General features: G+C 70.7%; 22 protein-coding genes. 14 read left to right on the top strand and 8 right to left on the bottom strand.

Translation table 11 applies throughout. The annotated features are described in order from the left end of the window. Positions 1–29: 29 nt before the first annotated feature. The 5 genes from ACIBST_RS31615 to ACIBST_RS31595 are packed head-to-tail and all read left to right on the top strand — an operon-like array spanning position 30 to position 7,040. On the top strand, positions 30–3,542 hold the full coding sequence (locus ACIBST_RS31615) for a nitrate reductase subunit alpha (RefSeq protein ID WP_397176974.1): 3,513 nt from the start codon (positions 30–32) through the stop codon (positions 3,540–3,542). Next, positions 3,542–5,143 (top strand): nitrate reductase subunit beta, encoded by a 1,602-nt coding sequence (gene narH, locus ACIBST_RS31610; RefSeq protein WP_397176972.1) that lies wholly within the window; start codon positions 3,542–3,544, stop codon positions 5,141–5,143. The genes ACIBST_RS31615 and narH overlap by 1 nt, the downstream gene beginning before the upstream one ends. Further along, complete coding sequence (gene narJ / locus ACIBST_RS31605) at positions 5,140–5,694, top strand: nitrate reductase molybdenum cofactor assembly chaperone (RefSeq protein WP_397176970.1); 555 nt, start codon at positions 5,140–5,142, stop codon at positions 5,692–5,694. The genes narH and narJ overlap by 4 nt, the downstream gene beginning before the upstream one ends. After that, complete coding sequence (gene narI / locus ACIBST_RS31600; protein WP_397176969.1) at positions 5,691–6,371, top strand: respiratory nitrate reductase subunit gamma; 681 nt, start codon at positions 5,691–5,693, stop codon at positions 6,369–6,371. Before narJ ends, narI begins: the two co-directional genes overlap by 4 nt. Before the next feature lie 48 nt (positions 6,372–6,419). Continuing rightward, on the top strand, positions 6,420–7,040 hold the full coding sequence (locus tag ACIBST_RS31595; protein ID WP_397176967.1) for a phosphotransferase: 621 nt from the start codon (positions 6,420–6,422) through the stop codon (positions 7,038–7,040). Positions 7,041–7,093: 53 nt separating this feature from the next. On the opposite strand, the gene ACIBST_RS31590 is transcribed toward ACIBST_RS31595, so the two are convergent. After that, positions 7,094–7,513 carry a spore-associated protein A gene (locus ACIBST_RS31590; RefSeq protein ID WP_397176966.1) on the bottom strand — a complete coding sequence of 140 codons (420 nt, stop codon included), beginning with the start codon at positions 7,511–7,513 and terminating at the stop codon, positions 7,094–7,096. Positions 7,514–7,672: 159 nt separating this feature from the next. Beyond that, on the bottom strand, positions 7,673–8,353 hold the full coding sequence (locus tag ACIBST_RS31585; protein ID WP_397176964.1) for a phosphotransferase: 681 nt from the start codon (positions 8,351–8,353) through the stop codon (positions 7,673–7,675). Positions 8,354–8,426: 73 nt separating this feature from the next. Here ACIBST_RS31585 and ACIBST_RS31580 point away from each other — a divergent pair, with 73 nt between their 5' ends. Next, positions 8,427–8,816: a VOC family protein gene (locus ACIBST_RS31580; RefSeq protein ID WP_397176963.1), complete on the top strand. Its 390-nt coding sequence runs from the start codon at positions 8,427–8,429 to the stop codon at positions 8,814–8,816. 54 nt (positions 8,817–8,870) lie between these two features. Here the strand turns inward: ACIBST_RS31580 and ACIBST_RS31575 are convergent, their stop codons facing one another. Next, entirely contained in the window at positions 8,871–10,058 is a 1,188-nt protein-coding gene (locus ACIBST_RS31575; protein WP_397176961.1) for an RtcB family protein, read from the bottom strand. Positions 10,059–10,324: 266 nt separating this feature from the next. Here ACIBST_RS31575 and ACIBST_RS31570 point away from each other — a divergent pair, with 266 nt between their 5' ends. Next, complete coding sequence (locus ACIBST_RS31570) at positions 10,325–11,272, top strand: anti-sigma factor RsbA family regulatory protein (protein WP_397176959.1); 948 nt, start codon at positions 10,325–10,327, stop codon at positions 11,270–11,272. A 56-nt stretch (positions 11,273–11,328) separates the two neighbouring features. Here the strand turns inward: ACIBST_RS31570 and ACIBST_RS31565 are convergent, their stop codons facing one another. From ACIBST_RS31565 to ACIBST_RS31545, 5 genes are all read right to left on the bottom strand, one after another. Then, positions 11,329–12,468: a CU044_5270 family protein gene (locus tag ACIBST_RS31565; RefSeq protein WP_397176958.1), complete on the bottom strand. Its 1,140-nt coding sequence runs from the start codon at positions 12,466–12,468 to the stop codon at positions 11,329–11,331. After that, positions 12,465–12,995 carry an RNA polymerase sigma factor gene (locus ACIBST_RS31560; protein WP_397176956.1) on the bottom strand — a complete coding sequence of 177 codons (531 nt, stop codon included), beginning with the start codon at positions 12,993–12,995 and terminating at the stop codon, positions 12,465–12,467. The genes ACIBST_RS31565 and ACIBST_RS31560 overlap by 4 nt, the downstream gene beginning before the upstream one ends. Positions 12,996–13,131: 136 nt before the next feature. Further along, the gene (locus ACIBST_RS31555; RefSeq protein ID WP_352352916.1) at positions 13,132–13,872 is read right to left on the bottom strand and encodes a succinate dehydrogenase/fumarate reductase iron-sulfur subunit; all 741 of its coding nucleotides are present in this window, start codon (positions 13,870–13,872) and stop codon (positions 13,132–13,134) included. Continuing rightward, entirely contained in the window at positions 13,869–15,794 is a 1,926-nt protein-coding gene (locus tag ACIBST_RS31550) for a fumarate reductase/succinate dehydrogenase flavoprotein subunit (RefSeq protein ID WP_352352917.1), read from the bottom strand. Before ACIBST_RS31550 ends, ACIBST_RS31555 begins: the two co-directional genes overlap by 4 nt. Beyond that, on the bottom strand, positions 15,791–16,549 hold the full coding sequence (locus tag ACIBST_RS31545; protein ID WP_352352918.1) for a succinate dehydrogenase cytochrome b subunit: 759 nt from the start codon (positions 16,547–16,549) through the stop codon (positions 15,791–15,793). The genes ACIBST_RS31550 and ACIBST_RS31545 overlap by 4 nt, the downstream gene beginning before the upstream one ends. 132 nt (positions 16,550–16,681) lie before the next feature. Here ACIBST_RS31545 and ACIBST_RS31540 point away from each other — a divergent pair, with 132 nt between their 5' ends. From ACIBST_RS31540 to ACIBST_RS31510, 7 genes are all read left to right on the top strand, one after another. Continuing rightward, a complete protein-coding gene (locus ACIBST_RS31540; protein ID WP_397176954.1) occupies positions 16,682–17,611 on the top strand; it encodes a LysR family transcriptional regulator in 930 nt (309 codons plus the stop codon). Positions 17,612–17,645: 34 nt separating this feature from the next. Continuing rightward, positions 17,646–18,782 carry a PP2C family protein-serine/threonine phosphatase gene (locus tag ACIBST_RS31535; RefSeq protein WP_397176952.1) on the top strand — a complete coding sequence of 379 codons (1,137 nt, stop codon included), beginning with the start codon at positions 17,646–17,648 and terminating at the stop codon, positions 18,780–18,782. Then, positions 18,779–19,921, top strand: a complete 1,143-nt coding sequence (locus ACIBST_RS31530) for an ATP-binding protein (protein WP_397176951.1) — start codon at positions 18,779–18,781, stop codon at positions 19,919–19,921. Before ACIBST_RS31535 ends, ACIBST_RS31530 begins: the two co-directional genes overlap by 4 nt. Continuing rightward, positions 19,918–20,367, top strand: coding sequence for a response regulator (locus tag ACIBST_RS31525; protein ID WP_397176949.1), 450 nt, complete (start codon positions 19,918–19,920; stop codon positions 20,365–20,367). Before ACIBST_RS31530 ends, ACIBST_RS31525 begins: the two co-directional genes overlap by 4 nt. Before the next feature lie 195 nt (positions 20,368–20,562). Then, complete coding sequence (locus ACIBST_RS31520; protein ID WP_397176948.1) at positions 20,563–21,348, top strand: hypothetical protein; 786 nt, start codon at positions 20,563–20,565, stop codon at positions 21,346–21,348. A gap of 13 nt (positions 21,349–21,361) precedes the next feature. Beyond that, a complete protein-coding gene (locus ACIBST_RS31515; RefSeq protein ID WP_397176946.1) occupies positions 21,362–23,248 on the top strand; it encodes a fumarate reductase/succinate dehydrogenase flavoprotein subunit in 1,887 nt (628 codons plus the stop codon). Next, the gene (locus tag ACIBST_RS31510; protein WP_352324162.1) at positions 23,245–23,997 is read left to right on the top strand and encodes a succinate dehydrogenase/fumarate reductase iron-sulfur subunit; all 753 of its coding nucleotides are present in this window, start codon (positions 23,245–23,247) and stop codon (positions 23,995–23,997) included. Before ACIBST_RS31515 ends, ACIBST_RS31510 begins: the two co-directional genes overlap by 4 nt. The last annotated feature ends 54 nt before the right edge of the window (positions 23,998–24,051 follow it).

Below are 24,051 nucleotides of genomic sequence, written 5' to 3'. Positions count from 1 at the left end.
AGGGTCACCTTCTGTGATGAAGTGGGGGTATGAGCGCCGAGGATCTCCTGCTGAAGACCGGTCGGTTCCTCCGCAGATCGGCCACCAGTGGTGACCTGCGGACTCTCTATCTGAAAGGCGGCACGGAAGGCGACGCCTTCTACCGCGACCGGTGGAGCCACGACAAGGTGGTGCGCTCGACGCACGGCGTGAACTGCACGGGTTCGTGCTCGTGGAAGGTGTTCGTCAAGGACGGCATCATCACCTGGGAGACACAGGAGACCGACTATCCGGGCGTGGGCCCCGACCGGCCGGAGTACGAGCCGCGCGGCTGCCCCCGGGGGGCGGCCTTCTCCTGGTACACCTACTCGCCGACCCGGATCCGCTACCCGTACGCGCGGGGCGTGCTGGTCCAGCTCTATCTGGAGGCGCGGGAGCGGCTGGGCGACCCGGTCGCCGCCTGGGCCGAGGTCACCACCGATCCGGACAAGCGGGCGAGCTACCAGGGCGCGCGCGGCCGGGGCGGGCTCGTCCGGGTGACCTGGGACCTGGCCGTCGAGATGATCGCCGCGGCGCACGTGCACACCATCCAGGCGTACGGGCCCGACCGGGTCGCGGGGTTCTCCCCCATCCCGGCGATGTCGATGGTCTCGCACGCCGTCGGCTCCCGGTTCGTGTCGCTGATCGGCGGCACGATGCTCTCCTTCTACGACTGGTACGCCGACCTGCCGGTGGCCTCGCCGCAGGTGTTCGGCGACCAGACCGACGTCCCGGAGTCGGCCGACTGGTGGGACGCCGCGTACCTGATGATGTGGGGCTCCAACGTCCCCGTCACCCGCACGCCGGACGCCCACTGGATGGCCGAGGCGCGCTACCGGGGCCAGAAGGTCGTGGTTGTCTCGCCCGACTACAGCGACGCGGCCAAGTTCGCCGACGAGTTCCTGAGCGTGCGCCCCGGCACGGACGGCGCCCTGGCCATGGCCATGGGCCACGTGCTGCTGAAGGAGTTCTTCGCCGACCGGGAGGTGCCCTACTTCACCGACTACGTCAAGCGCTGCACCGACCTGCCCTTCCTGGTCACGCTGCGCGAGCACGAGGACGCGTACGTGCCGGACAAGTTCCTCACGGCCAAGGACCTGGGCTCGGCGGAGGAGGCGGCCGAGTGGAAGACCGTGCTCATGGCCGCGTCCGGCGAGCCGGTGGTCCCGAACGGCTCGGTCGGCTTCCGCTGGACCGACTCCGGCGAGGGCCGCTGGAACCTCGACCTGGACGTCGACCCGAAGCTCACCCTGTACGGCGGCGAGTCGGCCCAGCTCCTGCTGCCGCGCTTCGACGGCGAGGGCGTCCTGCGCCGGGGCGTGCCGGTCGCCCGCGTCGGCGGACGGCTGGTGACCACGGTGTTCGACCTGCTGCTCGCCCAGTACGGCGTGCCCAGGCCGGGCCTGCCCGGCGCCTGGCCCGGCGGGTACGACGACGCGGCCGAGCCGTACACGCCGGGCTGGCAGGAGCCGGTCACCGGCGTCCCGGCCGAGCGGGTGGTCAAGATCACCCGCGAGTTCGCCAGGACGGCCGAGGCCACCCGCGGCCGATGCATGATCATCATGGGCGCGGGCGCCACCCAGTGGTTCCACGGCGACACCATCTACCGGGCGTTCCTGTCGCTGCTGCTGCTGACCGGCTGCCAGGGGCGCAACGGCGGCGGCTGGGCCCACTACGTCGGCCAGGAGAAGTGCCGCCCGCAGAGCGGCTGGGCGGTGCTGGCCGGCGCGCTCGACTGGTCGCGCCCGCCGCGGCAGGCGCCCGGCACGCCGTACTGGTACCTGCACACCGACCAGTGGCGTTACGACCGGTTCGACGCGGGCGCGCTGACCTCGCCGCTCGGGCCCGGCGCGTTCCGCGGCAGGCACACGGCCGACCTGGTGGCCGAGGCCGTGCGCAACGGCTGGATGCCCATGTCGCCCGCCTTCGACCGCAACCCGCTGGAGCTGGGCGAGCATGAGGACCCGGTGGCGTACACGCTGGAGGAGCTGCGGCAGGGCAGGCTCCGGCACGCCGCCGAGGACCCCGACGACCCGGCCAACTGGCCGCGGGTGCTGACGCTGTGGCGGTCGAACCTGTTCGGCTCGTCGGCCAAGGGCAACGAGTACTTCCTGCACCACCTGCTCGGCGCCACGTCCAACCTGGAGCAGCCCGACGCGGAGGCGCCGCGGGGCAAGCTGGACCTGCTGCTCACGCTGGACTTCCGGATGACGTCCTCGACGATCTACTCCGACATCGTGCTGCCCGCCGCCACCTGGTACGAGAAGTACGACCTGTCCTCGACGGACATGCACCCGTTCGTGCACGCGTTCAACCCGGCCATCTCGCCGCCCTGGGAGACCAGGACGGACTTCGCGGCCTTCCACGCCATCGCCAGGGCCTTCAGCGCGCTGGCCAAGGAGCGGCTGGGGGTGCGCAAGGACGTCGTGGTGGTCCCGTACCAGCACGACACGCCGGGCGAGACCGGGCAGCCCGGCGGGCGCGCGCCCGGCGCGCCCGAGCCGACGCTGAAGGTGGTCGAGCGCGACTACGGCGCGGTCGCGGAGAAGCTGGCCGCGCTCGGGCCGCTCACCGAGCGGCTCGGCCTCCAGGTCAAGGGCGTGACCTTCATGCCGGACGAGGAGGTCGCCTGGCTCGGGCAGCGCTGCGGCCTGGTGCCGCGCGGCGTGGCCAAGGGCCGCCCCGAGCTGGACACCGACGCCAAGGCGTGCGAGACGATCCTCGCGCTGTCCGGGGTGAGCAACGGCAGGCTGGCCGCCCAGGGCTTCCGCCAGCTCGCCCGGCGCACCGGCCGCAGCTTCGACGACCTGGTGGACGAGGGCCACCGCATCGTCTTCGCCGACACCCAGGCCCGGCCCACGCACGTCGCGGCCAGCCCGGAGTGGTCGGGCAAGGAGGCGCACGACCGCCGCTACTCGCCGTTCACGATCAACGTCGAGAACGGCAAGCCCTGGCACACGCTCACCGGCCGCATGCACTTCTTCCTCGACCACGACTGGATGCACGAGTACGGCGAGGCCCTGCCGGTCTACCGCCCGCCGCTGGACATGGCCGAGCTCTTCGGCGAGAGCGCCACCCTGCGCTACCTGACCCCGCACTCCAAGTGGTCGATCCACTCCGAGTACCAGGACAACCTGCTCATGTTGTCGCTGTCGCGCGGCGGCCCGACCATCTGGATGTCCACCGAGGACGCGACCCGGCTCGGCATCGCCGACAACGACTGGATCGAGGCGGTCAACCGCAACGGCGTCGTGGTGGCCAGGGCCATCGTGTCCCACCGCATGCCGGCGGGCACGGTCTACATGTTCCACGCCCAGGACCGCCTGATCGACGTGCCGAAGTCGGAGGAGACCGGCCGCCGCGGCGGCATCCACAACGCGCTGACCAGGGTGCTGATCAAGCCCACGCACATGATCGGCGGCTACGCCCAGCTCTCGTACGCCTTCAACTACCTCGGCCCCACGGGCAACCAGCGGGACGAGGTCACCACCATTCGCCGCAGGTCGCAGGAGGTGCGCTACTGATGAAGATCATGGCTCAGATCGCCATGGTGATGAACCTGGACAAGTGCATCGGCTGTCACACCTGTTCCGTCACCTGCAAACAGACCTGGACCAACCGTCCCGGCGTCGAGTACGTCTGGTTCAACAACGTCGAGACCCGCCCAGGCCAGGGCTATCCCCGCCGGTACGAGGACCAGGAACGCTGGCGGGGCGGCTGGAAGCTGGACCGCAGGGGCCGGCTGACGCCGCGCGCCGGCGGGCGCTTCCGCAAGCTGGCCAACATCTTCGCCAACCCGCTCATGCCCTCCATCCAGGACTACTACGAGCCCTGGACCTACGACTACGAGAACCTGACCCGCGCCCCGCTCTCCGACGACGTCCCGGTGGCGCCGCCGAGGTCGCTGATCAGCAACGAGCCCATGAAGATCGGCTGGAGCGCGAACTGGGACGACAACCTGGGCGGCGACCCCTCCCCCGACCCGGTGCTGGGGAAGGTGTCGGAGCAGGTCAGGCTGGAGTTCGAGCAGGCGTACATGTTCTACCTGCCGCGCATCTGCGAGCACTGCCTGAACCCGTCCTGCGTGGCCTCGTGCCCGTCGGGGGCCATGTACAAGCGGGCCGAGGACGGGATCGTCCTGGTGGACCAGGACAGTTGCCGGGGCTGGCGGATGTGCGTGACGGGGTGCCCGTACAAGAAGGTGTACTTCAACCACCGGACCGGCAAGGCCGAGAAGTGCACGTTCTGCTACCCGCGGGTCGAGGTGGGGCTGCCGACGGTGTGCTCGGAGACCTGCGTGGGCCGCCTGCGCTACCTCGGGGTGCTGCTCTACGACGCCGACCGGGTGAGCCAGGCCGCCTCGGTGGCCGACGAGCGGGACCTGTACGAGGCCCAGCTCGGCGTCTTCGTCGATCCCGACGACCCGGCCGTGGCCACGGCGGGGCTGCCCGCCGACTGGATCGAGGCGGCCCGCAGATCCCCCGTCTACGACCTGATCATGAAATATCGCATTGCGCTCCCCCTGCACCCGGAGTACCGGACGTTGCCGATGGTCTGGTACGTCCCGCCGCTCTCCCCCGTCGTGGACGCCCTGGCGAACACCGGGCACGACGGCGAGGACGCGGACAACCTGTTCGCCGCCATCGAGTCGCTGCGCATCCCCGTGGAGTACCTGGCCGAGCTGTTCACCGCGGGCGATCCCGTCCCGGTGACGGCCGCGCTGCGCCGTCTGGCGGCGATGCGCTCGTACATGCGGGGGGTCAACCTGGGGCAGGAGCCGGTCCTGCCGGACACCGGCCTGACCGAGGACGACATCAGGGCCATGTACCGCCTGCTGGCCCTGGCCAAGTACGAGGAGCGGTACGTGATCCCGACCGCGTACGGCAACGTGCCCGGCGTGGTCGAGGAGGCCGGCTGCAGCCTCGACTACTACGGCGGCCCCGGCATGCAGGCCCCCTTCGGGGAGGCGTCGGGCAAGCCGCTGCCGGTCTCCGTCGAGTCCTTCCACGGCCTCAAGGACCGCCAGACCAGCGACGAGATCACCCACGACCGGGTGAACCTCCTCAACTGGGACGGCCGGGGCATCCCAGCAGGACTCTTCCCGCCGAAAAAGGGAAAATCATGAACAAGGCCGTGATCTGGCAGGCCGCCGCGCACCTGCTCGCCTATCCCGACGAACGCTTCCACCGCCGCCTGCCGCTGATCAGGGAGGCCGCCGAGCCGCACTTCGCGGCGTTCCTGGCGCGGATCGCGGACCTGGACGCGGGCGACCTGGCCGCGCACTACGTCGACACGTTCGACCTGCGCCGGCGCTGCTGCCTCTACCTGACCTACTACACCGACGGCGACACCCGCCGCCGCGGCGCGTCCCTGGCCGCGCTCAAGCAGCGCTACCGGCTGGCCGGCTGGGAGCTGATGGACGACGAGCTGCCCGACTTCCTGCCGGTCGTGCTGGAGTTCGCGGCGCTCGACCCGTCCGGGGTGGCGGTGCTGCGCGAGCATCGCGTCGGGCTCGATCTGCTGCTGTCCGCCCTGACCGAGCTGGACTCGCCGTACGCGGAGGTGATCGGGGTGGTGTGCGCGGCGCTGCCGCCGCCCACGGCCGCCGAGCGCGCCGCGGCGCATCGCCTGGCCGCCGCGGGGCCGCCCGCCGAGACCGTGGGAGGGTACCGGTGAGCTGGGGCGAGAGCATGTTGTGGGTGGTCGCGCCGTACGTCACTCTGGTGATCTTCATCGGCGGCCTGATCTGGCGGTACAGGTACGACAAGTTCGGCTGGACCACCCGCTCCTCGCAGCTCTACGAGAGCCCGCTGCTGCGCGTGGCCAGCCCCGTGTTCCACTACGGCCTGATCTTCGTGATCATCGGGCACGTCACCGGCCTGCTCGTCCCGCTCTCCTGGACGGACGCGATCGGCGTGTCGAACGAGGCGTACCACGCCAACGCCCTGATCTGGGGCGGACTGGCCGGGCTGGCCACGCTGGTGGCGCTGGCCCTGCTGGTCTACCGCCGCCGGACGAACGGGCCCGTCTTCCTGGCCACGACGAAGAACGACAAGACCATGTACGTGGTGCTCGCCGCGGCGATCGTCGCGGGCGTGGTGACGACGGTGGCGGGGTTCGTGCCGAGCGAGGTGAGCTACCGGACGACGGTCGCCCCCTGGTTCCGCGGCATCTTCGTGCTCAACCCGGACGCCACCGCGATGGGGCACGCGAGCATCCTTTACAAGGTGCACACCGTGATCGGGATGGCGTTGTTCGTGCTTTTCCCGTTCAGCCGCCTCGTGCACGCCCTTTCGGCCCCGATAACCTATTTGTTCCGCCCTTACATCGTGTATCGGGCCCGGTCCCGATAGCGCGCCGCGCCGCCCGGAACGGGGGCCGGTGCGTCAGAATCGTTGGCTGTGGAGCACGGGTACACCAACAGCACGGTCGGCGACGGCGCTCTGGTCGTCAAGTGTTACCAGGGCCCGGAGGCCGCCTTCAGGCTGGGCACGGAGAGCAGGTACCTGCGCCGGCTGCGCGGCCGGCTGCCGGTGCCGCGCGTGCACCAGATCACCGCCACGAGCCTGACCACCCGCTTCGTGGCCGGCGCCCACGGCCAGGACCTGCTGGACGAGGGCCGCGCCGCCGAGGTGCTGGCCGAGTGCGGCCGGGTGCTGGCCCGCATCCACCGCCTCGGCATCGTGCACGGCGACTACGGGCCCCAGAACCTGCTGTTCGACCCCGCCACGTTCGAGACCACCGCGATCCTCGACTGGGAGTGGGCCCATCCGGGCCGGCCGGTGGAGGACCTCGCCTGGTGCGAGTGGATCGTCCGCAGCCACCACCCCGAGCACGTCCCCCTGTTGCCGCGCTTCTTCGACGCCTACGGCGGCCCGGTGCCGGCCTGGGCCGAGCGGCAGGCGTCGATGGTGGCGCGCTGCCGCGACCTGCTGGAGTTCTGCGGCCGGTGGGAGCCGGGCGGGGGCGGCGAGAAGTTGTGGCGCGAACGCCTCGACCTCACTGCCGCCTGGAGCGCCTGAGGCGTCCCGCCGGGCCCGAGCCCCGGTGGCGAGGCCCGGACGTCCTGACGGGATCAGCCGCAGTGGCTCCAGCCGCTGGTCCACACGTACGGCGACTCGTCCCAGGCGCCGCCCCACTTGACGCAGGTGTCGACGGCGGACAGGATCACCGGCCCCGCGTACGACTTGAACTCACCGGCGTCGGTCTTGGTCGCGCCGCCCTGCACGGTCAGCGTCGCCCGCATCCACCGCGTGTACGGCGTCTTGTTGACCGTCACGACGCAGTTCTTGCCGGTGCCGGAGTTGTAGGACAGGTAGATCGTGCCCAGCGCCGTGCTGCCGGACTTGAACGGGTGCGAGTCGATGACGCGGAACCCGGACCCGCACACCCCGGCCGGGTCCACGGCGGCGACGGCGGCCTGTGCGGGCAGGGCGCTCGCCAGTCCGCAGGCGAGCACGCCCGCGGCGAAGAGCGTCTTGGTGATCTTGCGCATGTTCATCCTTACTGTCGCTCTTGAACGCCCGTCAGCTTCGCGCAGCGAGTGATCAAGAAAGCGAACAGCAGGCGAACAACACACAAATGCGATTTCGGTTCCCCCGTAATCCACGGCCTTCCGGCTCGCCCGGCGGACGACCGCGCAGGTGCGGCGGGGTCACCCCAGCGCCGCGGCGAGCCGCGTGATCTCGCCCACAGCGGCGCCGAGCGCGGCGACCTCCGCCGCGCTGAGCGTCGGGTTGGCCTCCCGCCTGGCCCTGGCCGCCGCCAGGTGCTCCGCCTCCGGCAGGACGTCGCCGAGCCCGGCCAGCAAGCCGCCCAGGACGGCCTGCGCCACGTCCGCGATCCCGGTCGCCGGCTGCACCGCGACCTCGGCGAGGATCACCGCGGACATCGCGCGGTCGAGGGCGGGCGGCCCGTCCTCGGCGTTGGACCAGTCGATCACCATCGGTCCCCGGGGCGTCAGCATGACGTTGTCGGGATGCAGGTCGAGGTGGAGCACCCGGTGCCCGGGATCGGCCGCCGTCCTCGCCGGGAGCTCGTGCAGCCGGCGCAGCAGCCGCGCGAGCATCGTCCCCGCCTCCCCGGCCCGCATCCGGCCGGTCAGCAGGGCGTGCAGCATCGTGGGCCCGGCCAGGCGCTCCATGACCAGGTCGGCCGGCCCGTGACCGCCCGGGTACACCCGCGGGACGGGATAGCCGCAGGCCGCCACGTGGGCCATGACCGCCGCCTCGCGCCGCGTGTCGGCCGGGAGACGGTTGCGCCGCAGCACCCGGTCGGGCCCGATCGCGTACACGTCCGCGGTGCGGCCGGTTCCCAGCAGCTCGCCGATCTCCATCCGGGCCCGCCCTCCTTGTGGTGACAGAGAAGTCTCGCGCGACATGCGCCCTGCTTCGGGGCAGGATCTCACCATGGTGTCGGTATTGCAGAATGTCGCGATCGACTGCGCGGATCCGTACGAGCTCGCCCGGTTCTGGAGCGAGGTGACCGGCTGTCCCGTCCACCCGGAGGACCGACCGGGTGACGAGGAGACCCGGGTGATGCTGAAGGAGGGCCCGATCCTGCACTTCAACAAGGTGCCGGAGCCGAAGGCGGCCAAGAACCGGCTGCACCTGTGCCTGCGTCCCGACTCCACGCGGGACCAGGAGGTCGAGCGCCTGGTGCGCCGGGGCGCCACCCTGATCGCCGACCTGCGCGAGCCGGACGGCACGGGCTGGGCGGTGCTCGCCGACCCCGAGGGCAACGAGTTCTGCGTCCTGCGCAGCGCCGCGGAGCGCGCCGGGACGGCCCCGCACCCCTGAAGCCGTCCCGCGCTCGCGCGCGCCCGCACGGCCCCTCTCAGGGCCGTGCGGGCCTCAGCCCTTGATGCAGATGAGCTGCCGCAGGTGCGCCACGACCTCCACAAGGTCCCGCTGCGCGGCCATCACCGACTCCAGGTCCTTGTACGCCCCCGGGATCTCGTCGATCACCCCGGGATCCTTGCGGCACTCGACCCCGAACGTCTGCTCCTCCAGGTCCTTGACCGTGAACGTCTTCTTGGCCTTGGTCCTGCTCATCTTCCGCCCGGCCCCGTGCGAGGCCGAGTTGAACGCCCGCGGGTTCCCCAGCCCCTTCACGATGTACGTGCCGGTGGCCATCGAGCCCGGGATGATCCCCAGGTCCCCGCTGCCCGCCCGGATCGCCCCCTTACGGGTGACGAGCACGTCCACCCCGTCGTAGCGCTCCTCGGCCACGTAGTTGTGGTGGCAGGAGATGGGCTGGTCGAAGCCGATGCCGGGAAGGTGGCGGCGCAGGACGTCGCAGACCAGGCCCATCATCAGCGCCCGGTTGCGGCGCGCGTAGTCCTGGGCCCAGTACAGGTCGCGGCGGTAGGCGTCCATCTCCGGGGTGTGGCCGAGGAACACCGCCAGGTCCCGGTCCACCAGGCCCTGGTTGTGGGAGAGGCCGCGGGCCACCCCGATGTGGTGCTCGGCCAGTTCCTTGCCGATGTTGCGCGACCCCGAGTGCAGGACCACCCACACCCAGCCCTCGTCGTCGGCGCACACCTCCAGGAAGTGGTTGCCGCCGCCGAGCGTGCCCATCTGCGCCTCTGCCCGCTCGCGGCGGGCGCGGACGGCCGGGGCCAGGTCGTCGAACTCGCGCCAGAACTCCGCCCAGCCCGCCGTCCTCATCCCGTGCACCTTGGCGGGATCGACGGGCCGCTTGTGGTGCTGGAAGCCGACGGGGACCGCCTGCTCCAGCTTCCCCCGCAGGTAGGCCAGGTTGTCGGGAAGCTGCGACGCCTTGTACGACGTCTTCACCGCGGTCATCCCGCAGCCGATGTCCACCCCGACGGCCGCCGGCGACACCGCGTCCTTCATCGCGATGACCGACCCGACCGTCGCCCCCTTGCCGTGGTGCACGTCGGGCATGACGGCGACGCCATGGACCCAGGGCAGGTTGGCCACGTTCCGCAACTGCTGCATCGCCTGCGGGTCGACCGTCTCCGGCTCCGCCCACATCCGCAGCGGATGCCTGGTGCCGCTCACCTCGTTGTACGCCATGTCGCCTCCTCCCGGCCGTCTTCATGAACACGATCTATCTGGCCAGACACGACATACCCCCTGCAACCGAATTAGTACGGCCCCCGCCGCCGGAGATCTTGACAAGCCCGGTCCGGGCCCGCCCTCCATTGGCTAGGGTGACCGTGGTGTGCCGACATACACCATGTATGCGCGCACCCGGGAGATATACCGTTGAGAACGGCCCGACCCCTGCAACCGATCGTGGCCGGGCAGCAGCTCGCCGTCGCGGAGAAAACGGGGCGCACATGATCGCCGTCGCCGGCCGGCCGGACGAGCACCCGCTGGTCCACCAGGCGCTCGTCTACTCCAGCGACGCCGGCTTCCTGGCCGCGGCCGTGCCCTTCTGCCGCGACGGGCTGGCCGCCGGGGGCGGAGTGCTCGTGGTGGCCACGGCCGCCACCGTCGACCTGCTCGCGCGGGCGCTCGGCGGCGAGGCGGGCGGGGCGGGCGAGGTCGAGTTCGCCGAGGCCGGCGGCTGGTACGACGCCCCGGGCCGCACCCTGGCCGCCTACGGCCGCTACCTCGACGCCCATCCCCGCGCCAGGGTGATCGCCGAGCCCGTCTGGCACGGCCGCACACCGGCCGAGGAGGCCGAGTGGACCCGGTACGAGTCGGCGGTCAACGCCGCCTTCGCCGCCCGCGCGGCCTGGATGGTCTGCGCCTTCGACGCGCGCGCGGTGCCGGACCGGGTCGTCAGAGGCGCCCGCCGGACCCATCCGGGGCTGCTGACCGGTGACGGCCCCCGTGCCAGCGCCGATTACGTCGAGCCCGGGTCCTTCAGCCACGACTCCGACCGCGACCCGCTGCCGCCTCCGCCGCCCGGGGCCGCCGGGCTGCGTTTCGACGGCGACCTGCACCGCGTGCGCCGGCACGTGCGGGCGACCGCCGAACGGCTCGGCCTGTCCCGTCCCCTGACCGACCGCCTGCTGCTGACCGTCAACGAGGTCGCCGCCAACGCCGTCGAGCACGGCGGCGGGCACGGCGACCTCGCGATCTGGACCGACGGGAACGCCGTCGTGTGCGACGTCACCGACCCGGGCAGGCTGACGGCTGTCCTGCCCGGCTACCTGCCGCCCGCCCCGACCGCCCTGCGCGGGCACGGCCTGTGGGTGGTGCGCCAGCTCTGCGACCTGCTCCAGGTGCGTTCGGAACCGGCCGGGACCCGCTTCCGCCTGCACCTGCTGCGCGACTGACGGCACGGGCCGCCGCGGGGCGCCGCGGGCCGCTGCGGGGGCTGCTCGGCCGGGGCTCAGCGCTTGGGGCCGGCGTCCGTCCAGCCGGCCTCCAGGACGGCCTCGGAGCTCGACACCGCGCCCGGCTCAAGTCCTCCCCGCTGCCCGCGCGGCTCGACCAGCACGGTCTCGGTGCCCAGCGCCCGCCCGGTGGCCTCGTCGAAGATCAGGCGGCTCTCCCGCAGCCCGGTCCTGTCGTCGTCCTGCCGGATGGCCGCGGCCGTGCCGGTGCGGCCCTCGGCGTCGGTGACGTTCTCGATGACCTTGACGGAGTCGAGCCCGGCCAGCATGCGGAAGGCGGCCCCGCGCACCTGAGGCGTCACCGGCATGTCGACGATCAGCCCGACGCTGACGGTGAACAGCCAGACGTCGGAGGACATCTCCACGCTGGACGACTCGGTCGAATGCCCGTCGTAGCTGTCGAGCAGCCACTTCTTCAGCTTCGCCGGCTCGTCCGGCAGGCCGCGCAGGTCCTTCATCGTGACGTTGCGGCCGAGCCAGAACACCTTGTCGCCGTCCACCAGGGGGGTGTGGCTGGTCGTGGGCCTGCCTTCCGAGGTCGGCAGGCGCAGCCGGCTCAGCTTCTTCGCGGGCGGCACCACCTCGATCTCGCCGGGCGAGCCGGCCCGCTCCCAGGCCAGCCGGTCGGCCTCGGTCGCGGGCAGCGCGCCGAGCCGCTGCTGGCGGCTCCACTGCTCGCCGCCGGTGGCGCGCGGCGTCCACTCCTCGTTGCGCTCCCGGTCCACCACCAGGTAGCCGCCCTGGACGGCCGGGTAGACGTACCTGCTCACCGACGAGGTGTACCACCAGGCGCCGGTGCGGTCGGGCTGCCGGTCGGCCTTCTCGGCGGCGGCCAGCAGCACCTCCCGGGCGGACAGCGTGACCTTGCGCGGCGTCGCCGACGCGCTCTGCCCGGCCTGCGGAGCCTGCTTCCTGGGCGCCGGAGCGGCGTTCCCCGCCACCACGACGGCCACCGCGGTCGCCCCCGCCGCCAGGACCGCGAGCCCCCACACGGGCCGGACGGCCGGGCGCCGGCGCCGGGGCCCCCGCGGCCCGGACATGGCGCGCGCGAGCTCGGCGGCCCTGGTGTGCTCGTCCACCGGCCGGTCGCCGAGGTGCGCGGGCCGTGCGGCCCGGAGTTCGTCCATCGGGTTCATGACCACTCCTCGCTGAGGTTGCGCACGTAGGGACGGGACGGTTCGGCGGCCTCCATGGCTCGGGCGAGCCGCTTGCGGGCCCGGTGCAGCCGGACGCGGAAGGCCGCCGACGAGCAGCCGACGACCCGGGCGCCCTCCTTGGGCGACAGCCCGTGCCAGGCGACCAGCATGAGCACCTCCCGGTCGTCCTCGTGCAGCTCGGCCAGCGCCCGCAGCACGCCCAGGCGCTCGGTCACCTGCTCGGCGACGTCCGGGCGGCCGTCCTCGGTCCACGAGCTCAGCTCGGCGGCCAGCGCGTCCCTGCGCGCCCGCGAGCGGGCGTCGTCGCGCAGGAGGTTGCGCGCCACGCCGAGCAGCCACGGCAGCGGCGGCTCCGGCACGTCGTCCAGCCGCCGCCACGCGATGGCGAACGTCTCGCTCACCACCTCGTCGGCCACCTGCCGGCCCGCACGACTGACCACGTAGGCCCACACCCGTTGTCGGCATTCGTCGTACATGCCGGTGAAACGGTGGGAATCATCCGTCACCGCGCAGCCCCTTCGTCCCTGGTGCGTTCTTCTGACACCGGGAAGTGGTGGGAACGTCCGTGTTGTTACAGCTCGCCGGGAAAAAGCAGAAGCCCCGCCCCGGTGGCGTTCCGGGACGGGGCCTGCTCGGCCTGGCCTACTTGGCGTTGGCCTTGAGGTAGTCGCTGTTCATCTGGGCGATCGTGTCCAGCGGGATGCCCTTGGGGCACACCGCCGTGCACTCGCCGGTGTTCGTGCAGCCGCCGAAGCCCTCGGCGTCCATCTGGTCCACCATGGCCTTCGCGCGGGTCAGGCGCTCGGGCTGGCCCTGGGGCAGCAGGCTGAGGTGGGTGATCTTGGCGGCGGTGAACAGGGAGGCCGAGCCGTTCGGGCAGGCGGCCACGCAGGCGCCGCAGCCGATGCAGGTCGCGGCGTCGAACGCGGCGTCGGCGTCCTCCTTGCGCACCGGGACGCTGTGCGCGTCCGGGGCCGAACCGGCCGGCACCGAGACGAAGCCGCCCGCCTGGATGATGCGGTCGAACGCGCTGCGGTCCACGACCAGGTCCTTGACCACCGGGAACGGCGCGGCGCGCCACGGCTCGATGGTGATCTCGGCGCCGTCCTCGAAGTGGCGCATGTGCAGCTGGCAGGTCGTCGTGGCGCGCTGCTCGCCGTGCGCCACGCCGTTGATGACCATGCCGCACATGCCGCAGATGCCCTCGCGGCAGTCGTGGTCGAAGGCGATCGGGTCGTCGCCCTCCAGGATCAGCCGCTCGTTCAGCACGTCGAGCATCTCCAGGAACGACATGTCCGGGGACACGTCCTCCACCCGGTACGTCACCATGCGTCCGGCGTCCGAGGGGGCGCTCTGACGCCAGACCTTGAGGGTCAGGTTCACTTGTAGCTCCGCTGGGTCATCTTGACGTACTCGTACTCGAGCGGTTCCTTGTGCAGCACCGTCTCGCCGGAGGGCGTGCGCTCCCAGGCCGAGACGTGCGCGAAGTGCTCGTCGTCGCGCAGGGCCTCGCCGTCGGGGTCCTGCGACTCGGCGCGGAAGTGGCCGCCGCAGGACTCGGTGCGGACGAGGGCGTCCAGGCACATGAGCTCGGCCAGGTCGAAGAAGTCGGCGACGCGGCCGGCCTTCTCCAGGACCTGGTTCAGCTCCTCGGCGGTGCCGGACACCTTGACGTTCTTCCAGAACTCCTCGCGCAGCTCGGGGATGCGCTCCAGGGCCTTGCGCAGCGACTCCTCGGTGCGCTCCATGCCGCAGTAGTCCCACATGAGCTTGCCCAGCTCGCGGTGGAAGGAGTCGGGGGTGCGGGTGCCGTTGACCGACATCAGGCGGTCGATCCTGGTCCGGACCTTGATCTCCGCCTCGGCCACGGCCTCCTCGTCCACCTCGCCGTACGGGCCGTTGGCCAGGTAGTCGCCGATCGTGGTGGGCAGCACGAAGTACCCGTCGGCCAGGCCCTGCATCAGCGCCGAGGCGCCGAGCCGGTTGGCGCCGTGGTCGGAGAAGTTGGCCTCGCCGATCACGAACAGGCCGGGGATCGTGGACTGCAGGTCGTAGTCCACCCACAGGCCGCCCATCGTGTAGTGGACGGCGGGGTAGATGCGCATCGGCACGTCGTAGGGGTTCTCTCCGGTGATGCGCTCGTACATCTCGAAGAGGTTGCCGTACTTCTTCTCCACGGCGTCGCGGCCGAGGCGGCCGATGGCGTCGCGGAAGTCGAGGTAGACGCCGAGCCCGCCGGGGCCGACGCCGCGGCCCTCGTCGCAGACGTTCTTGGCGGCGCGGGAGGCGATGTCACGCGGGACGAGGTTGCCGAAGGCCGGGTAGATGCGCTCCAGGTAGTAGTCGCGCTCCTCCTCCGGGATGTCGCCGGGGGCCCGGTCGTCGTCCTTGCGCAGCGGCACCCACACCCGGCCGTCGTTGCGCAGCGACTCCGACATCAGCGTCAGCTTCGACTGGTACTCGCCGGAGACCGGGATGCAGGTCGGGTGGATCTGCGTGTAGCACGGGTTCGCGAAGTACGCCCCCCGCTCGTGCGCCCGCCAGATGGCCGTCGTGTTGCAGCCCTTGGCGTTCGTGGACAGGAAGAACACGTTGCCGTAACCGCCGGTGGCCAGCACCACGGCGTCGGCCAGGTGCCGCTCGATCTCGCCGGTCACCATGTCGCGCACGATGACGCCGCGCGCCCGGCCGTCGGAGACGATCAGGTCGAGCATCTCGTGGCGGGTGTGCATCTCCACGGTCCCGGCCGCGATCTGCCGCTCCAGCGCCTGGTAGGCGCCCAGCAGGAGCTGCTGGCCCGTCTGGCCGCGGGCGTAGAACGTGCGGGAGACCTGGGCGCCGCCGAAGGAGCGGGTGTCCAGCAGGCCGCCGTACTCGCGGGCGAACGGCACGCCCTGGGCCACGGCCTGGTCGATGATGTTCACCGACACCTGGGCCAGGCGGTAGACGTTCGACTCGCGGGCGCGGAAGTCGCCGCCCTTGACGGTGTCGTAGAAGAGCCGGTAGATCGAGTCGCCGTCGCCGCGGTAGTTCTTGGCGGCGTTGATGCCGCCCTGGGCGGCGATGGAGTGGGCGCGCCGGGGCGTGTCCTGGTAGCAGAACGACTTGACGTTGTAGCCCAGCTCGCCCAGGGTCGCCGCGGCCGAGCCGCCCGCCAGACCGGTGCCGACGACGATCACGTTGAGCTTGCGCTTGTTGGCCGGGTTGACCAGCTTGGCGCTGAACTTCCGCTTCTCCCACCGCTCCTCGATGGGACCGGCGGGCGCCTTGGTGTCCCGGATCTCCGAGCCTTCGGTGTACTTCACTTCACAACTCCGAACGTGATGGCGAGGGGCGGGGCCAGGAAGCCGACGACCAGGACCGCCGAGACGAGGGCGGCCGTCAGGCGCAGGCCGCGGTAGCGGCTGCGGTTGGCCCAGCCCAGCGTCTGGAACGCGCTCCAGATGCCGTGCCGCAGGTGCAGGCCGACCATGACGACGGCCACGAGGTAGATGAGGGTCACCCACCAGCGGGAGGGGTCGAAGCCGGCGACCATGCGGTCGGCGGGCTCGGAGTCGAAGCCCTTGGGGTTGACGACGCCGAAGGTCAGGTCGAGCAGGTGCCAGATCACGAACAGCAGGATCGTCAGGCCGCCGAACCGCATGATGTGCGTGGCGTAGCCGTTGGCCTGCGACTTCTTGGCCACATACTTGACCGGCCGGGCCTTGGCCGCCTTGCGCGCCAGCGAGATCGCGGCCCACATGTGCAGCACGACGGAGACGACGAGCCCGATCTCCAGGATCGTCAGCACCGTCCGGTACGGCGCGATGGGCTCAAGGAGCGTGCGCAGGGCGACGGCGTACTCGTTGAACGAGTCCTTGCCGAGGAAGATCTTCAGGTTGCCCAGCATGTGCAGGACGAGGAAGGACACCATCACGGCGCCCGTGACGGCCATGACGACTTTCTTGCCGTTCGACGAGCTCAGGAACCGGCTCGGCTTCTTGGACGTCGGTGCGGGCGAGGCACCCTTGGGGGCGTTAACAGGCGCGGTGGCGGCGCCGCGCTCTATCGTGGCAGTCACGTTTGAACGCTAGGTATCCAGCAATGATCCGTCCAAGTCATCACGGATCTGGTTTCCATAGCTTCCGGCTATGATGCTTGGTTTATACGGTCGGCATAAGGAAAAATGCTCGGCCGGTGCGAGGAAAATCACATGCAGTTGCAGCAGCTCGCCTACTTCGTCGCGGTCGCGGAGACCAGGCACTTCACCCAGGCGGCCGAGCGCATGCGGGTCGCCCAGCCCTCGCTCAGCAAGCAGATCAAGGCGCTGGAGCACGACCTCGGCGCCCCGCTGTTCTCCCGCGCGCGCGGCAACGTCACGCTGACGGCCGCGGGCGAGGCGCTGCTGCCGCTGGCCCGCCGGATGCTGGCCGACGCCGACACCGCCCGGCAGGAGGTGGCCGAGCTGGCCGGGCTGCGCCGGGGCCGGGTGCGGCTGGGGGCCACGCCGTCGTTGTGCGCGGGCCTGCTGGCCGACGCGCTGGCGCGCTTCCACCGGGCGTACCCGGGGGTGGAGCTGCTGGTGGAGGAGGGCGGCTCGCGTGACCTGGTCAGGGCGCTGGCCAGGGGGCAACTCGACCTGTCGCTGATCATCATGCCACTGCAGAGCGACGACCCCTCCCTGGTGACCGAGGAGATCCTGCGGGAGAACCTCGTCGTGGTCGCGCCCTCGCACGAGCGGGCGCGGGGGCCGTACCTGCGGATCGAGGACCTGCGCGGCCGGCAGATGGTGATGTTCCGGCGCGGTTACGACCTGCGCGAGGCCACCCTCACCGCCTGCCGCCAGGCCGGGTTCGAGCCCCGGTTCTCGGTGCAGGGCGGCGAGATGGACGCGGTGCTGCGCTTCGTGGAGGCGGGGCTCGGCGTGGCCGTGGTGCCGTCGATGGTGCTCGACGGGCGGCCGGGGCTGTCCGGCACCCCGCTGGCACCGCCCGGCCTGAGCCGGACGATCGCCCTGGCCCACCGCAAGGACGTCGAACCCACCAGGGCCGCGCAGGCGTTCCGGGAGACCCTGCTCGCCTTCGTGGTCGAGGCCGGCCAGGAAGGCACGCTTCCGCAAGGGGTCGAACTCATCGCAGAATGAGCAGCAACAGCCCGACTCCCCCGGGAAGGCGTGTGTGACGGCAAACCTCAACGAGCCGCTGACACTGCTCCTCATCGAGGACGACGACGGCGACGCCTTCCTCGTCGAAGAACTGCTCAACCAGGCCGAGGCGCCACCGACGATCTTCTGGGCGCGCAGCCTCCAGGAGGCCAAGGCCAAGCTCGACCCGACGATCCAGTGCGTCCTCGTCGACCTCACCCTGCCCGACGCCAGCAGGCTGGAGGCGCTGGAGGAGGTGCTGGCGCTGGCGCCGCACGCGGCCGTGCTGGTCCTCACCGGCCTCAGGGACGTGCACGTCGGCGTGACCGCCGTGCAGGCGGGCGCCCAGGACTACCTGGTCAAGCAGGACATCGACGCCCGCCTGCTGGCCAGGTCGATCAGGTACGCCATGGAGCGCAAGCGTGCCGACCTGGCCCAGCTCAGGCTGTTCGAGGCCGAGCTGACCGCCAAGGAGAACGCCCGCCTGGAGAGCGGCCTGCTGCCCGTGCCCCTGCTGCGCACCGACGCGATCACGCACCAGATCCGCTACCTGCCTGGAAACCAGGGAACCCTGCTGGGCGGCGACTTCCTCGACATGGTCCAGACCCCCGACGGCTCGGTGCACGTCGTGGTGGGCGACGTCTGCGGCCACGGGCCCGACGAGGCCGCGCTCGGCGTGGCGCTGCGCATCGCCTGGCGCACGCTGGTGCTGGCCGGGCAGACCGACGACACGCTGCTGCGCACGATGGACGCCCTCCTGCGCGCCGAGCGCAAGGCGCCCGAGATCTACACCACGCTCTGCATGGCCACCTTCACGCCCGACCTGCGCCAGGCCCGGATGCGCGTGGTCGGGCACCCGCCGCCGGTGCTGGTCCGCGACGGCGTGCCCGCGGTGCTGGCCGGCACGCCCTCGGGGCCGCCGCTCGGCATCTTCCCCGACGCGCAGTGGACGGTCATCGACGTGCCCCTGGGCGAGGAGTGGTCGATCATGCTCTACACCGACGGCCTGATCGAGGCGGCCGTCGGCGGGCAGAGGGAGCTGCTCGGCGTCGACGGCCTGATCGGGCTGGTGCGCGAACACGGCGTGATCGACCTCGACCGGCTGATCAGGCACGCCGGCAGGCTCAGCGACGACCTCGCGGTGGTCCTGGTGTCGAGGAGGAAGGCATGAGCATCCATCCGCTGCCGCCGCCGAAGCGGCCGACCGGGCTCGGCAGGCTGCCGGTGGCCCGCTGGTTCCTGGCCATCGGCGTGCTGGCGGGGTTCGCGTTCGCGACCGGCGTGGTGGTCACCATGTCGATGATCGCGCAGGCGCGGGCCCTGGGGCCGAGGCCCGCGATGGCCGCCCAGCTCGACCGGCTCAACGTGGCGCTGATCGTGCTGTTCGGGGTGCTGCTGGCGGGCGGGGCGGGCCTGGCGTTCGTCATCAGGTACGCCGTGCTCAAGCCCATCGACCAGCTCACCGAGCAGGTCCGCACGGTCGCCGCCGGCGACTTCGACCACCGGCTCGGCGTCGACCGGCCGGCCGAGCTGAGCGAGCTGTCCAGCCACGTCGACTCCATGCGCCGCCGCATCGTCTCGGCCTGGCGCGGGGCCGCCGACCAGGCCGACGAGCTGCGCCGGTCCAACGGCGAGCTGGAGCAGTTCGCCTACGTCGCCAGCCACGACCTGCAGGAGCCGCTGCGCAAGGTCGCCAGCTTCACCCAGATGCTGGAGCAGCGGTACGGCCCGCAGCTCGACGACCGCGCCCGCCAGTACATCCACTACGCCGTCGACGGCGCCAAGCGCATGCAGCTCCTGATCAACGACCTGCTCGACTTCTCCCGGGTGGGCCGGGTGAGCGGCGAGCGGGTGCCCACCGACTCCGGCCAGGCCCTGGACCGGGCCCTGGAGAACCTGTCGGCCACGATCGAGGACAGCGGCGCCACCGTCACCCGCGACGGCCTGCCCGTGGTCGAGGGCAACCGGACGCAGCTCACGCAGCTCTTCCAGAACCTCGTCGAGAACGCGGTCAAGTTCCGCTCCGAGGACCCGCCGCGCGTGCGCCTGACGGCCGAGCGGAAGGGCGACATGTGGGAGTTCAGCTGCTCCGACAACGGCATCGGCGTCGACCCCAAGTACGCCGACCGCATCTTCCTGATCTTCCAGCGGCTCCACCCCCGCGACGTCTACCCCGGCACCGGCATCGGCCTGGCGCTCTGCCGGAAGATCGTCGAGTACCACGGCGGGCAGCTCTGGCTGGACGCCGAACCGGCCGGCCAGGGCACGACGTTCCGCTGGACGCTGCCGGCGGCCGGAGGCGACGCATGACGGACTGGCGCCCGATCGACGTGCTCCTCGTGGAGGACGACCAGGGGGACATCCTGCTCACCAGGGAGGCCTTCGACCTCAACAAGGTGCGCAACCGGCTCAACGTGGTCAACGACGGCGAGCAGGCGATGGCGTACCTGCGGCGGGAGGGCGTTTACGCCGGCGCGCCCCGGCCCGACCTGATCCTGCTCGACCTCAACCTGCCCCGGATGAACGGCCTGGAGGTGCTGACCGAGGTCAAGGCCGACGCCGCCCTGCGGACGATCCCCGTGGTGATCCTGACGACCTCGGAGGCGGAGGAGGACATCCTGCACAGCTACCGGCTGCACGCCAACGCCTATGTCGCGAAGCCGGTGGATTTCGAGCAATTTATCCGTGTTGTCCGGCAAATAGATGATTTTTTCGTGACCGTAGTGAAGCTGCCGGCGCCCGGCCCGCGGCCCTGACGCGTATACGTGACAGGAATCACAGTAGGTCATCGAAAAAGTGAGTGACCCCGCTCACAAAATCGTATGCGGTCGTCGTAACGTATCCCCCACCAATGCGCGCCCAGAGCGGTACCGCACCCGCCGTACGCGCGCCCAGTGAAACGACCCGGACCCCCCTGTGTGCAGGGTCCGCGGGAGGTGGAGAGGTCCGCGATGACCCAGACGACGCCCGAAGCCCCGGTCAGAAGGCAACGTGCCCAGGTGAAGGTGCGCACGCTGCGCACCGACAGGTGGTGGCTGGTCCCGCTGCTGACGTTCCTCGGGCTCAGCTCGTTCCTCGTCTACGGCGTGTGGGCGATCATCGACGGCAGTTATTTCGTCGATCCGTACATCGCCCCGTTCGCCTCGCCCTGTCTGACCACGGCGTGCCCCGAGGGCGCGCGGCTGTTCGGGTGGGCGCCGATCGGCGACTGGTTCACCCTGCCGCCGGGGCTGCTCATCCTCGGACTGCCGGGCGGGTTCCGGCTCACGTGCTACTACTACCGCAAGTCGTACTACCGGTCGTTCTGGCTGTCGCCGGCCGCGTGCGCCGTCCAGGAGCCGCACGGGAAGTACACCGGTGAGACCCGGTTCCCGCTGATCCTGCAGAACATCCACCGGTACTTCTTCTACGCGGCCATCGTGATCGGCCTCGTCCTGGCCTACGACGCCGTCCTGGCGCTGGTGCACAAGCCGCAGGGCCTCGGCACCTGGATCCTGGTCGTCAACGCCGTGCTGATCAACACGTACACGTTGTCGTGCCACTCCTGCAGGCACATCACCGCGGGCAGGCTCAACCACTTCTCCCGTCACCCGCTGCGCTACAAGGCCTGGACGTTCGTCTCCAAGCTCAACGCCAAGCACCAGCAGCTCGCCTGGGCCTCGATGTTCTCGGTCATGATCGCCGACTTCTACGTCCGCATGGTCGCCAAGGGCGTCATCGCCTTCCCGTTCGCATAAAGGACTTCTTCCAGTGGAAATCGAGCGTCACGAATACGACGTCGTCGTCATCGGTGCGGGCGGCGCCGGGCTGCGGGCCGCCATCGAGGCCCGTCAGCAGGGCAAGCGCACGGCGATCGTCTGCAAGTCGCTGTTCGGCAAGGCCCACACCGTCATGGCCGAGGGCGGCGCGGCCGCCGCGATGGGGAACGTCAACTCCGACGACAACTGGATGGTGCACTTCCGTGACACCATGCGGGGCGGCAAGTTCCTCAACAACTGGCGCATGGCCGAGCTGCACGCCAAGGAGGCCCCCGACCGCGTCTGGGAGCTGGAGGCATGGGGCGCGCTGTTCGACCGCACCAAAGACGGCAAGATCAGCCAGCGGAACTTCGGCGGTCACGAGTACCCGCGGCTCGCACACGTGGGCGACCGTACCGGCCTGGAGCTGATCCGCACCCTCCAGCAGCGGGTCGTCGCGCTCCAGCAGGAGGACTTCGAGACGCACGGCGACCACGAGGCCTACATCAAGGTCTTCGCCGAGTGCACCGTCACCCGCCTGCTGAAGGACGGCGACCGCATCTCCGGCGCGTTCGGCTACTGGCGCGAGACCGGCAACTTCCTGCTGTTCGACGCCCCCGCCGTGGTCCTGGCCACCGGCGGCATCGGCAAGTCGTACGTCGTCACCTCCAACTCCTGGGAGTACACCGGCGACGGCCACGCCCTGGCCCTGCTCGCCGGCGCCAACCTGATCAACATGGAGTTCATCCAGTTCCACCCCACCGGGATGGTCTGGCCGCCGTCCGTGCGCGGCATCCTCGTCACCGAGTCCGTCCGGGGCGACGGCGGCGTGCTGCGCAACTCCGAGGGCAAGCGCTTCATGTTCGACTACATCCCCGAGGTGTTCAAGGACAAGTACGCCACCACCGAGGAGGAGGGCGACCGCTGGTACACCGACCAGGCCAACAACCGGCGCCCGCCGGAGCTGCTGCCCCGTGACGAGGTGGCCCGCGCGATCAACGCCGAGGTGAAGGCCGGCCGCGGATCCCCCCAGGGCGGCGTCTTCCTCGACGTCTCCACCCGCCTGCCGGCCGAGGAGATCAAGAAGCGGCTGCCGTCGATGCACCACCAGTTCAAGGAGCTGGCCGACGTCGACATCACCGCCGAGCCCATGCAGGTGGGCCCGACCTGCCACTACATCATGGGCGGCGTCGAGGTCGACGCCGACACCGGCGCGGCGGCCGTGCCCGGCCTGTTCGCGGCGGGCGAGGTGTCCGGCGGCATGCACGGGTCCAACCGGCTGGGCGGCAACTCGCTGTCCGACCTGCTGGTGTTCGGGCGGCGCGCGGGCGCGGGCGCGGCGGCCTACGTCGACGGGCTCGCCGCCCGTCCCAAGGTCGTCCAGGAGCTCGTGGACGCGGCCCGCGAGGAGGCCCTGGCGCCCCTCCAGCGCGACGGCGAGAACCCGTACGAGGTGCACCACGAGCTCCAGCGGACGATGAACGAGCTGGTCGGCATCATCCGCAAGGCCGAGGAGGTCTCCGAGGCCATGGAGGTCGTGGAGAAGCTCAAGGAGCGCGTGCGCCAGGTCGGCGCGGCCGGCTCGCGGATCTACAACCCGGGCTGGCACCTGGCCATCGACCTGCGGAACATGGTCCTGGTCTCCGAGTGCGTCGCCCGCGCCGCCCTCCTGCGCGAGGAGAGCCGCGGCGGCCACACCCGCGACGACTTCCCCGGGATGAACCCGGAATGGCGCCGCAAGCTGCTCGTCTGCTCCACCGAGGACGGCAACAGCGTCCAGGTCGTGGAGAAGGTCCAGCCGTCCATGCGCGAGGACCTGATCACCCTGTTCGACCGGGACGAGCTGAAGAAGTACCTCACCGACGAAGAGATGGCCGAGTTCGACGGGATTGCCAAATGAGTTACAAGGCGAAGTTCAAGGTCTGGCGTGGTGAGGGCGGCGAGGGCAAGCTTGAGGACTTCACCGTCGAGGTGAACGAGGGCGAGGTCGTCCTCGACATCATCCACAGGCTCCAGGCGACGCAGGCCCCCGACCTCGCGGTGCGCTGGAACTGCAAGGCCGGCAAGTGCGGCTCGTGCAGCATGGAGATCAACGGCAAGCCGCGTCTGGGCTGCATGACGCGGATGTCCACCTTCTCCGAGGACGAGACCATCACGGTCACCCCGATGCGGACCTTCCCCGTCATCAAGGACCTGGTCACCGACGTTTCCTTCAACTACCAGAAGGCCCGCGAGATCCCCTCGTTCACCCCGCCGGCGGGCGTGCGGCCCGGCGAGTACCGCATGCAGCAGGTCGACGTCGAGCGCTCGCAGGAGTTCCGCAAGTGCATCGAGTGCTTCATGTGCAACAACGTCTGCCACGTGATCCGCGACCACGAGGAGAACAAGCCGGCCTTCGCCGGTCCGCGTTTCCTCATGCGGATCGCCGAGCTGGACATGCACCCGTACGACGTGGCCGACCGGCAGGAGTCCGCCCAGGAGGAGCACGGGCTCGGCTACTGCAACATCACCAAGTGCTGCACCGAGGTCTGCCCCGAGCACATCAAGATCACTGACAACGCGCTCATCCCGATGAAGGAGCGCGTGGCCGACCGCAAGTACGACCCGCTGGTCTGGCTGGGCAACAAGATCTTCAAGCGCGCCAAGTAGGCGGCAGAGCGGAAGCGGGGGCCGGATGGATCCGGCCCCCGCTTCCGCTTTGTG

The sequence above is a fragment of the Nonomuraea sp. NPDC049684 genome, from assembly GCF_044465345.1.
In the GTDB taxonomy this organism is placed as follows: domain Bacteria; phylum Actinomycetota; class Actinomycetes; order Streptosporangiales; family Streptosporangiaceae; genus Nonomuraea.
Note: the sequence above shows the minus strand (reverse complement) of the source record. Positions and strands in the feature narration are given on the sequence as shown.